A 10,396-nucleotide genomic window follows, 5' to 3' on the forward strand; every position below is an offset into this window, starting at 1 on the left:
CGTCGTGTCATTCCGCGGTGTGGTCCGCGAGCGGTTCGGCCGCGCGGGAGGTGGTCTCCTTCAGGTCCACCACCTCGTCGGCCCAGGCGTTCAACAACGCGTGGTCGTGGCTGATCGCGAGGAGGCCGACCCCTTCGGCGGCGAGTTCGGACAGCAGGTGCGCGATGGTCGCGGTGGAGGCGGCGTCGAGCATGGCGGTGGGCTCGTCGCAGATCAGGTAGCGAGGTGAGGCCGCCAGCGCCCGTGCCACGCACGCCCGTTGGAGCTGGCCGGCCGAGACCCGATCGCCGTGACGGTCGAGCAGGTCCGGGGTCAGGCCGACCTTCCGGGCCAGTTCGGCGACCCGGTCGTCGGCCTCCGACCCGCGTGGCCCGGAGCGACCTCGGGCCGAGAACGGTTCCGCGATGATCCTCCGCAGCCGCATCCTCGGGTCCGTGGCGGCCCGGGGCGACTGGTGCAGCAGCCCGACGCGGCCGTCCATCCGCCCTCGTCGGGTGGTCACCGGTTCGCCGTCGACCAGCACCGTCCCCCCGTCGGGGGGACGCAGCCCGGTGAGGATCCGGGCCAGGGAGGACTTGCCGCTGCCGGAGGGGCCGGTGAGCCCCAGGACGCGGCCGGGTTCGAGGGTCAGGCTCGCCTCTTCGAGGACCACGTGATCCCCGTAGCGGCAGGTGACGCGGTCAGCGGTCAGCGACATCGGTTCCTCCCGTCCGGTCGGCGAAGGAGTGGTCGTCGGGCAGGTCGGTCAGTTCCGGCGGCAGCCCCGGGAGCGGGTGCAGTCCGTGCGCGGGAAGCGCCGCCATCAGCGCCCGACCGTAGGGGTGTTCGGGAGCGGTGAGCACGTCGCGCGCGGGACCCTGTTCGACGATCCGTCCCGCGTACATGATCGCCATCCGGTCGGCGACGTCCGTGGTCTCCAGGACCTGGAGGTCGTGGGTGATGACGAGGACGGCGGTGCCCGCGTCGGCGACCCGGCGGAGCAGGAGCAGGATCTGCGCGGCGAGCTCCGGGTCGAGCCCGGCGGTGGGTTCGTCGGCCACGAGTACGGCCGGTTCGCCCGCGAGCGCGGCGGCGGTCACGGCCCGCATGGCCATTCCGCCGGAGAGCTCGTGCGGGAACTTGTCCGCGGTGTCGGCGGCCAGGCCGACCCGTTCCAGGAGTTCGGGGACGGAGACCTCGGTGCCCAGGGCGTCGATCACCTCGGCGATCTGCGGTCCCACCCGTCGCACGGGTGTGAACGTCTCGGCCCCGGACTGGGCGGCCAGGCCGATCGTCCGGCCTCGGAGTCCGCGCCAGGCGCGTTCGTCGGCGTCGAGCATCTCCCGGCCGTCGATCGACACGCTTCCCGACGATCGGGTGCCGGCGGGCGACAGCCCGCACAGGGCCGAGGCGAGGGTGGACTTCCCGGAACCGGACTCGCCGACGAGGGCGGTCAGTTCGCCCGCGCGCAGGTCCAGGTCGACCCCGGTGGCCGCGTGCACCCAACGATCGTCCTCGGTGGGCAGCCGCAGGGTCAGGGAGCGCACTCGGACGAGCGGCGGGGTGGCGCGGGGTGTCCCCGTGCCCTCGCCGTCCCGGTCGGATCCTTCCGTGACGATCCCGGCCAGCGGGTCCCGGCCACGCCCGCGACCGAGGGCGGATCGGCTTCGGCCGCCGAGCGCGTTGCTCAGCCCGGCCACGGACAACGTGGTGGCCACCAGCACCCCGGCCGGGGCGGCCAACGTCCACCAGGCCCCGGTGAACACGTCTCCGCGCGCCACTTCGAGGAGGGTTCCCAGGCTGGCCTCGTCGGGGGAGAGCCCCAGACCGAGGAAGCTGAGCGTGGACTCGTGCCAGACGGCGTGCGGGACGAGCATGACCAGACCCACCGCGGCCTGGGGGAGCGCCGCGGGCAGCAGGTGCCGGTACAGCACCTGACCACGGGAGGCGCCCCACAGATAGGCGGCCTCGACGTACTCGGAGGAGCGCACCGAGAGCATCTCGGCGCGGACGACACGGGCGATCTGCGGCCAGTGGGTGAGCGAGATCGAGGCGATGATCGCCGTCAGCGACCCGGGGTAGAGCGCCACGATGACCACACCGATCAGAAGGTGGGGCAGGGCGTTCACCCCGTCGGTGGCGCGCATGAGGAAGCGGTCGATCCGGCCGCCGACGGTGGCGGCGACGGCCCCCACGGCCACACCGAGGACCGTGGCCACCACGGCGCAGACCAGGGCGATCAGGAGCGACACCCGTAGCCCCTCGGCGGAGCGTACGAAGAGGTCGTAGCCGGAGTGGTCGGTGCCGAACCACTGTCCGGGGCCCGGCGGTAGCAGGGCCTGGGAGAAGTCGGCGGTCTGGGTTCCCGCCCACCAGGGTGTGAGGACGGCGTAGCCGATGAGGATGAGCAGCGTCGCCACCGGCAGAGGACGCAGGGCCCGGCGTCGGCGGGGTCGCGTGGTCGGTTCAGACATCGGCGCTCACCCTCGGATCCAGGAAGAGGTAGGCGGAGTCGGCGAGCAGGGAACCGAGCAGCACCACGGCGGTGGTGGCCACGGTGAGGGCGGCCAGCAGGGGGAAGTCGAGCGACTGGGCCGAGGCCACCAGGGCGGCGGCGATTCCGGGCCAGGCGAAGATCTCCTCCACCAGGACCGCTCCCACCACGAGCTCGGGCAACCGGGCGCCCACGATCGTCACGAGGGGTGCGAGCGAGACGGGCAGCACGTGCGCGGTGATCACCGTGGCCGGGGGCACCCCGCGCGCCCGGGCGGCGCGGACCGGTTCGGAGCCGCGGGCCCGGGCCACGGCGGTGCGCACCGCCAAGAGGAGCCAGGGGAGCTGGGTGAGGGCGAGGGTGCAGGCCGGCAGCACCAGGTGGGTCGCCACCCCGCCGAGCGTGTAGGGCTCGCCGGGCTCGGCGGCCCCCGCGACCGGGGCCCAGCGCAGGATCACCGCGAACGTGGTGACCGAGCCCAGGGCGAGGACGAACGGGGGCACGGCCTGCACCAGTACGCCGAGGCGGGTGATGATCCGGTCGGACCACGACCCCGGGCGCAGACCGGCGACCGTGCCCCAGAACAGGGCGAGGACGATGGCCAGGGCGAGGGCCGTGCCGGAGAGCAGCAGGGTCCAGGGGAGACGTTCGGCGAACACCTCCGAGACCGGCATCGAGTACCCCCGTGACCAGCCGAGATCGCCTCGGAGCAGGTCGCCGGCCCAGGACCACCAGGCCTGCCACCAGGGGACGTCGAACCCCAGGGCCCGGCCGAGGGACTCACGCTGCTCGGCGGTGGTCCACTGATAGCCCGCGCCCAGGTAGGCGGCGAGAGGGTTGAACGGGGAGCGCGCGGCGAGCAGGAACACCAGCGCGCTCAGTCCCACGAGCATCGGGAGTCCGATGGCGACGCGGCGCGCCACCAGTCCCGCCAGCTCACGGCGGCGATCCCGCCACCGGGTCCGGCGACGCCGGTCCTGTACCCGGTGGGCGGGATCGGAGCTCATCGACGCCATGCGGCGAGGTTCCACCAGGGGCCCCAGGAGACCCCGTGGGCGTGGGGTTCGAGCACGAGCGGGCCGCGATCCCAGTCGTCCTCGGCGGCGATGTAGGTGTGGTCGACGAACGCCATGAACACGTAGGTCGGGTTCTCGATGTAGGCCCGCTGGACCTTGCGGTAGGCCTCGACGCGCTCGTCGGGGTCCAGGGTGGCCCGGGCCTCTTCGAGTGCCTCGTCGACTCCCGGGATGGAGAAGTCGCCCGGGTTCTCGTAGGTGGAGGTGCCGTCCTCGCGGCTGTGCAGGGTGGCGTAGACCTGGGTGTCCAGGTCGTAGGGCTTGTCCCCGCCGCCGAGGAGGATGCCCGCCTCGGTGGTGTTCTTCTCCATCTCGTCCCAGGAGGCGCCCTGGATGTCCACCTCGATGCCCAGGGGCAGCATCTCGGCGGCGAAGGCCGTGGCCAGGTCGCGACGCAGGTTGTCCGAGGCGAGGTAGTAGAGGGTGAACTCGGCGCGGTCGCCGTCGCGGACCCGGATCCCGTCGGATCCCTCCTCCCAGCCGGCCTCGTCGAGGAGGGCGGCGGCGGCCTCGGGGTCGTACTCGAAGACGGCGTCCGGGTCGTGCGCCTCACCGTAGACGTCGGGGATCGGCGTGTGGGAGGGGCGCCCGTGCCCGGCGAGCACGTTCTCCACGACACCGTCGCGGTCCACGGCCAGGTTCATCGCGAGCCTGGCGTCGGGGTCGGAGGTGAAGGGGTTGTCCGAGGGAAGGGAGAGACCGCGCCACTCGGCGGTGCGGACCGGGAGGACCTCGGAGCCGTCGACGTCGGCGAAGGTCGCGGCGGTCACCGGTGGGAGGACGGTGCCGTCGATGTTACCGGCGCGCATGCGCTGGGCCCGGGTGTTGTCGTCCGGGATGGAGAGGACGACCATCTCGGTGACCTCGGGCTCCGGGCCGTGGTACTCGGGGTTGACCTCGAAGACGGCCTGGTCGGCGCTCAGGTCGGCCAGCACGTAGGGGCCGGTGCCGATCGGGTTCCGGTCGCGCCCGGAGTCAGCCGCCGGCCCGGAGGTGATCTCCTCCGACGAGGTGATGCCCAGGGTCAGCCGCGCGGGCATCGCGTAGTAGGGGGCGTTCAAGGTGAAGCGCACGTTGTGGTCGTCGAGGGCGGTGACCGACTCGATCATCGAGTAGGAACCGGCGACCTCCGAGGCGGTGTCGGGGTCGAGCACGGCGGAGTAGGTGGCCACCACGTCCTCGGCGTCGAAGGCCGAGCCGTCGGAGAAGGTGACGTCGGTGCGCAGCTCCACGTCCCAGACGGTGTTGTCGTCGTTGGGTTCGGGAGGGGCTGCGGCGAGGGCCGGTACGAGTTCGGGGAGCGCGTCGTCGCCGGTGGACTCGGGGCGCAGGAGGCCCTCGAAGATCGGGGAGACGCCGAGTTCGCCGTAGCCGTTGACGGGGTCGAACTCACCGACGGGTTGGGCGTCGGCGAGGACGATGCGGGTGGGGGTTCCGGAGGCCTCGGTCTCGGCGGCGCCGGAGCAGGCGGTGAGGAGAAGGGTCGGTACGAGAGCGGTCGCGAGGAGGGCACGTGTAGGGACGGTTCCGGTCATTCACTGCTTCCTTGTCGGAGTCGTGGCCTTTCGATGGCTAATAGTTGACCATCTGATCAGATGATAAGGTATGTCCCGTTCGCGTCGGCCACGCGGTCGACCACAGGGCCCTCGATCCCGGTTCCGGCGCGTGCCCCTTTCGGGGGGATCGGAGACGACTGTCACCCTTCGGCCCGGATCGGGGATAATGGACCCGATGACCTCCCGCAGTGAACGACCTCCTACGGATGCCCAGATCGACATCGGAGCCTGGGCGGACCGGTTCCGCCTGCTCGGAGACCCGACCCGGTTGCGCCTGCTGGCCGCGATGCACCACGCCGGACCGGCCAAGGCCTCGGTCGGCGAGCTCGCCGAGATGGCCGGGATCACCGACGTCGCCGCGTCCCAGGCCCTGAGGACCCTGCGTCTTCAGGGATGGGTGCAGGACGAGAGGGACGGGCGCACCGTGCGCTACACGCTGGTCGACACCACGGTGCACGCCTTGTTGCACCAGATGGGCGCCGAACACTGAGAACGCCGACGGGGCCGCCCGGCCGCCCTCGACATCTCACGTCCCCGCGCGCATGGGCACACCCGCCCACCTCTCCCAGCGCGCGAACCTCGGGAACGCCGACGGGGCGGGCGCGTCACAGGTGACGCACCCGCCCCGTCGGCGGTCGATGCCGGTTCTAGGAGTCGATGCGGAACAGCGTGGTGGTGCCGGAGACCTCGTTGGCCACGGCGAGCACCGGGACGCCCGGGATCGGTGAGTCGCCGCCGCTGATGAAGGTCAGACCCTCGGCGCCCAGGTCACCGGCCTCACGGCTGCTCGGGTCGGCGCCGAAGTCACGGTTGTTGACGTAATCGGTGAAGGTCACGTTCCGCGGGTCGGTGACGTCATAGATCATCACCCCGCCCACACGCTCCAGGCCGATGAACGCGTAGGTACGGCCCTTCACCTTGCCCAGGACGAGGCCCTCGGGCTCGGGGCCCTTGTCGTCGCTGCGGCCGTCGAAGTTGTTCTCGCGGTGGTTGGAGTTGAAGAACTCGGGGGCCGCCTCGGCGGTGATCCGCTCGAAGTCGGAGCCCGAGTCGAACAACAGCTCGCCGTCGTCCCCGAAGATCGAAAAGGAACGGCCGCCGAAGGAGTGGATCTCCTCGTAGCAGGAACCGTCCTCGCGCAGACCCTCGGCGGCGCTGACCGAGAGTCGGCCCAGGTTCTCGTCGGCGGTCAGTTCCTCGACGCTCTCGATCCCCTGATCGTTGTTCTCCAGGAACTCCTGGACGCGCGGGGAGTCCTCGCACACGTCCAGGTTCTTGAGCCGGCTCTCCTCCGAGTAGCCGTCCCAGTCGCGGGCGTCGCCCTCGTTGGCGGTCACCAGGAGGGTCCGTCCCCGCCACCGGTAGCCGTCGAAGCCGTCGGGCTGGTACATGCCGAGGACCGGCCAGTTCTCGATGGCGATCTCGCCGTCCCGATCGGAGGCGTCGAACCCGTTCCCCGGCTCCATGTGGTCCTTGACGCCGAGGGGGACGATGTCGGTGATCTCGGCGGTGCGCAGGTCGAGCACGCCGAAGGCGTTGGCCTCCTGGAGCATCACGTGGGCGGTGTGGGGGCTGTCCGCGACGATGTACTCCGGCTCCAGGTTCCGGGCGACCCGCCCCGGGGTCCCGGGCTCGCCGGTGGACAGGTCCGGGCCGTAGACCCGCACGTCCGGGTGGAGTTCGCGGCCCTCGTCCCAGGCGCGGAAGTCGGCGGTGCGCACGTCGTCCTGGGTGAGCGAGGCGGGCCTGCGGTTCACCGCGATCACGCTGACCGAACCCTCGGGGTCGACCGTGACCTCGTCGTTCGGCTCGCCCTCGTTGGCCACCAGCAGGGTGCGTCCCTCGGGGGTGAAGGTCAACATGTCCGGCAGGGCACCCACGCGGAGCGCGTTCACCGACCGGCCGGAGGTGTCGAAGAGGACCACCCAGCCGTCGTCGGTGCGGTCGGCGGCCTCCACCGCCACGGCCACCACGTTCCCGTGGACCGCGACGGAGTTGGCGGCCCCGCCCCGCTCCACCACGGAACCGTCGGCCGCCCGGACCCCGGCCGTCTCCAGGTCGAAGAGCTTCTCGGGGTTCTCGGGGTCGGACACGTCCAGGACCTCGACCACGGCCGCGGCGGCGTTGACCACGAACAGGCGCTGGGTGCGCGGGTCGTGGGCGACGATCTCGGCCCCGGAGGAGTCGAAGACGTCGGTGTTGTAGGTGCCCAGCACGGAGAGGCCGATGGCCTCGGTGGCCTCGGGGGCTCCGTAGGAGGGGGCCTCGTCGGCCTGGACCGGGGAGGCCAGGGTGAGGCCGAACGCGAGGGCGGCCGCGGCGGTGAGGGATCTGCGCATGGTGTTTCCTGAGGTTCGTGAGAGGGGGATGCTCACGAACCCAACCATCTCGGGACGAGGGGAACCCGAACATCCGATGACCTTCGGGTGAAGGGGCGTACCCGATACCCCTCGATGTGCTGTCCGATTCACTCCCAGGTCAGGCGGTGGGCGGTCGACACCTCCAGCGGGGCACTCCCTCGGTGGGCGGACAGCAGGGCGCGGCCCGCGTCGGAACGGGTGTGGACCACCTCGCCCGGACCGACCCACCGGTTCCACGCCCGCTCGAAGGCGAGCGCGTGTTTCCGGTTCCGCCCCGAGGCCGACGGCACCGCGTGGAAGACGGCCACCGTCTCCTCATCGGAACCGGTGAGCACGTAACGGGGGACCAGATAGCGCGGTTCGCCGACCAACGGCCCCAGGACCTCGTCGAGGGCCTCGGTGAACAGCGCCGCCGCCTCCGGGGCGTCGAGGGTGAACCGGTAGACGCCATCGCCGTCCACATGGATCCGCACCCCTCGCGCCCCCGTGCCGGAGAGACCGACCGAGCGCAGCGCGTCGGCCACGGCACAGGCGTAACGGGCCGTCTCGACCGGAGCGCGGGCCAGGGCGCGGAGCCTCTCGGCCTCCCGGGCGGTACGCCCGAACGCCCGCCACCACGAGGCCCCGGCGAGCACGGCGGCGGCCAGGGCCGGCGCCCACAGCCAGGGCAGGAGGAGGCCGGCCACGAGGAACACCGCCATGACGGGACCCGCGATCCAGACGAGCCCCAGGTCGCGCGCGGCCGGCAGCCTTCTCGGAACGGGCACGATCCCGCCCTCGCCGACCGTCACCTCGGGTTGCTCCGGACGGGCCACCACCCCGTCGGGTCCGTGGTCGACCGGGGCCGAACGCGGGCCGCGCACCCGGAGCGTGGGCAGCAGCACGTCCTCGTAGCCCGCACCCAGGCGCCAACGCGCGCGGGTCCCCTCCCGGTCGGCCGCGCGTTCGATCATTCGGAGGTTGATCCGGCCCGGGTCCTCGGGCGGTTCGTAGGGGGAGAGCTCCGGATCCACGTGCGCGATCCCGCTCATGATCCCGCCGTCCGCGTCCACCCCCAGATAGCCCTCGTGCTTGCGGACGAAGCGGTCCCAGTCGGCCGCCCCGCGCGGATGCTCACGGCTCACGCACACCACCGTCCAGGTGTGCGCCACCTTCTCCGGCCACGTGGGATCCAGCCGCAGGGCCCGCCCCCGGCTCTGGACGACCGCCGTCGGGGTGGTCGCGGTGGTCAGGTCCACCACCGTGTTGACCCCGCGGGCGTCCCACCCCTCCCCGAGCAGGGCGCGCGTGCCCACCAGCACGTGCGACCGGCCGCTCTCCAGGAAGCGCGTCACCGCGCCCACCCAGGAACGCGAGGTCCACGCCCCCTCCAACACGTGCAGCCCGTCGACCTCGCGGACGACCGGGTCCACCGAGGGGAGTTCCGAACGGACGAACTCCACCAGCGCCGCCGAGGTCGCCGGTCCGGTCGCCACGGTCCGACCCGTGACCAGCACCGGCTCCAGAACGCTCGTGCGGGGATCGGCGGCGAGCCGGACCACCTGGAGCCAGGCCGAACCGGCGTCGTCGGGGATCACCCCGCGCAACGCCGCCGGGGCGCGGGAGGAGGCGCGTTCGTGGTCGCACAGCACCAGGGCCCGCAACCGCGGTCCGATGGCCTCCCACTCCGTCGCGAGGATGTCCACCGTGGCCAGGGACTTCGCGGCGCTGCGGGCCAGGACCCGGTCCACCGGTGAGGCGCCCTTGCGGACCCCCTTGCGGGTGAGGTGGTGGCCCACGGACGGCAGCGCGGCGCGGATGCGTTCGCGCGCCTCACGGTCCCGAGGGGAGTCGGGGTCCAGACAGTGCCGCGCGTAGTCGCCGATCAGCGCGGTCCAGTCCTCGGCCCTCGGCGGATGCCGGTGCCGCTCATGGAGGCGGGCCCCGTCGGGCAGCGCGATGAGGCCCTGATGGTGCAGGCGGAGTACCGCGTCGGTGAGCGCGGGGTCGCGTGCGGCGAGCGTCCCCCAGGCCACACCGCCGCCCTCCTCCGCGTCCCGCGAGACGAAGCGGGCGTCCAACCATGGGAGGAGATCGGTGTCCGCGAACCCGGGTTCGAGCAGATCGGTGCAGAGGGCCGCGAAGCGGGCGCCCTGCCCGGCGAGGTACTCGTGCTCGGTCAGGGTGGGCTCGGTGACGTGCACCAGTTCGGCGAAGGGCGCCAGATATCCGTCGCGCACCAGGGCGGGCAGGGAGGCGCCGACGATCGGCGGCCCGAACAGCCGGTCGACCAGGTCGCGTTCGGCGGCGGTGAGGCTTCCGGCGGGGGTGCCGGTCAGCCCGATCACGTGGGCGTCGGGCAGTTCGTCGAGGATCTCCGCGAGCAGACGCCCCCAGACCTGGAGCAGGTGGTGGCATTCGTCGAGCAGCAGGGTCAGTGGTCCCGCGCCGTGCAGGGCGGCCACCAGGGCCCGCCCGTTGGCGTGCAGCCTGTCGCGGACGGGGGTGGCGGAGCGTCCCTCCTCGTCGGTCTCGGCGTCGGGGTCGAAGACCGCCAGAGACTGGTAGGTGAGCACGTTGACGGCGTCGCCGAGAGCCCGATCGTCGCCCGCGTCGCACCCTTCGGGGCGCTCGAAGGCCCTCCAGTGGCGGATCCATTGGCCCTGGATGGCGGTGTTGGGGACCAGCACCACGGTGCGGCGCCCCAGCCGGCGCGCGGCCTCCAACCCCACCAGGGTCTTGCCGGCGCCGGGCGGCAGCACGATCCAGGTCCGCCGGTCGCCCTCGGCCCAACGTTCGTCCACCCGGGCGAGCGCGTCGTTCTGGTACGGGCGGGGTTCGCCCGGCCAGAAGGCGCCGCTCAGCGGGGCCGTGCCCGGTGACGGTCCGGCCGCGGTCGGTTCCCCGGTCTGCGACATCCCCCCAGACTAGCCAGGCCGGGACCGCCTCCTC

7 protein-coding genes are annotated in these 10,396 nt (G+C 72.4%); 1 reads left to right on the plus strand and 6 read right to left on the minus strand.

The features are described 5' to 3' along the window. Window positions 1-7: 7 nt before the first annotated feature. From TR33_RS19840 to TR33_RS19855, 4 genes are read right to left on the minus strand one after another with little or no spacing between them, the layout of a single operon-like run. On the minus strand, window positions 8-697 hold the full coding sequence (locus tag TR33_RS19840) for an ABC transporter ATP-binding protein (protein WP_014909806.1): 690 nt from the start codon (window positions 695-697) through the stop codon (window positions 8-10). Further along, a complete protein-coding gene (locus tag TR33_RS19845; RefSeq protein WP_042284661.1) occupies window positions 681-2,453 on the minus strand; it encodes a dipeptide/oligopeptide/nickel ABC transporter permease/ATP-binding protein in 1,773 nt (590 codons plus the stop codon). Before TR33_RS19845 ends, TR33_RS19840 begins: the two co-directional genes overlap by 17 nt. Continuing rightward, a complete protein-coding gene (locus TR33_RS19850) occupies window positions 2,446-3,489 on the minus strand; it encodes an ABC transporter permease (RefSeq protein ID WP_042284665.1) in 1,044 nt (347 codons plus the stop codon). Before TR33_RS19850 ends, TR33_RS19845 begins: the two co-directional genes overlap by 8 nt. Continuing rightward, window positions 3,477-5,084, minus strand: a complete 1,608-nt coding sequence (locus TR33_RS19855; protein ID WP_042284667.1) for an ABC transporter substrate-binding protein — start codon at window positions 5,082-5,084, stop codon at window positions 3,477-3,479. Before TR33_RS19855 ends, TR33_RS19850 begins: the two co-directional genes overlap by 13 nt. 196 nt (window positions 5,085-5,280) lie before the next feature. Here TR33_RS19855 and TR33_RS19860 point away from each other — a divergent pair, with 196 nt between their 5' ends. Continuing rightward, window positions 5,281-5,595 carry an ArsR/SmtB family transcription factor gene (locus TR33_RS19860; RefSeq protein ID WP_020379952.1) on the plus strand — a complete coding sequence of 105 codons (315 nt, stop codon included), beginning with the start codon at window positions 5,281-5,283 and terminating at the stop codon, window positions 5,593-5,595. A 157-nt stretch (window positions 5,596-5,752) separates the two neighbouring features. Here the strand turns inward: TR33_RS19860 and TR33_RS19865 are convergent, their stop codons facing one another. Both TR33_RS19865 and TR33_RS19870 read right to left on the minus strand, forming a co-directional pair. Next, a complete protein-coding gene (locus TR33_RS19865; protein WP_042284669.1) occupies window positions 5,753-7,444 on the minus strand; it encodes a choice-of-anchor I family protein in 1,692 nt (563 codons plus the stop codon). A 128-nt stretch (window positions 7,445-7,572) separates the two neighbouring features. Continuing rightward, the gene (locus TR33_RS19870) at window positions 7,573-10,362 is read right to left on the minus strand and encodes a DEAD/DEAH box helicase family protein (RefSeq protein WP_042284670.1); all 2,790 of its coding nucleotides are present in this window, start codon (window positions 10,360-10,362) and stop codon (window positions 7,573-7,575) included. Window positions 10,363-10,396 lie beyond the last annotated feature (34 nt).

Origin of the sequence: Nocardiopsis alba, from assembly GCF_000710955.1 — a bacterium.
Classification (GTDB): domain Bacteria; phylum Actinomycetota; class Actinomycetes; order Streptosporangiales; family Streptosporangiaceae; genus Nocardiopsis; species Nocardiopsis alba.

What these genes read in the sequence shown, in the direction of transcription:
- TR33_RS19840 (WP_014909806.1), bottom strand. Translation starts at nt 697, where the DNA reads ATGTCGCTGACCGCTGACCGCGTCACCTGCCGCTACGGGGATCACGTG.
- TR33_RS19845 (WP_042284661.1), bottom strand. Translation starts at nt 2,453, where the DNA reads ATGTCTGAACCGACCACGCGACCCCGCCGACGCCGGGCCCTGCGTCCT.
- TR33_RS19850 (WP_042284665.1), bottom strand. Translation starts at nt 3,489, where the DNA reads ATGGCGTCGATGAGCTCCGATCCCGCCCACCGGGTACAGGACCGGCGT.
- TR33_RS19855 (WP_042284667.1), bottom strand. Translation starts at nt 5,084, where the DNA reads ATGACCGGAACCGTCCCTACACGTGCCCTCCTCGCGACCGCTCTCGTA.
- TR33_RS19860 (WP_020379952.1), top strand. Translation starts at nt 5,281, where the DNA reads ATGACCTCCCGCAGTGAACGACCTCCTACGGATGCCCAGATCGACATC.
- TR33_RS19865 (WP_042284669.1), bottom strand. Translation starts at nt 7,444, where the DNA reads ATGCGCAGATCCCTCACCGCCGCGGCCGCCCTCGCGTTCGGCCTCACC.
- TR33_RS19870 (WP_042284670.1), bottom strand. Translation starts at nt 10,362, where the DNA reads ATGTCGCAGACCGGGGAACCGACCGCGGCCGGACCGTCACCGGGCACG.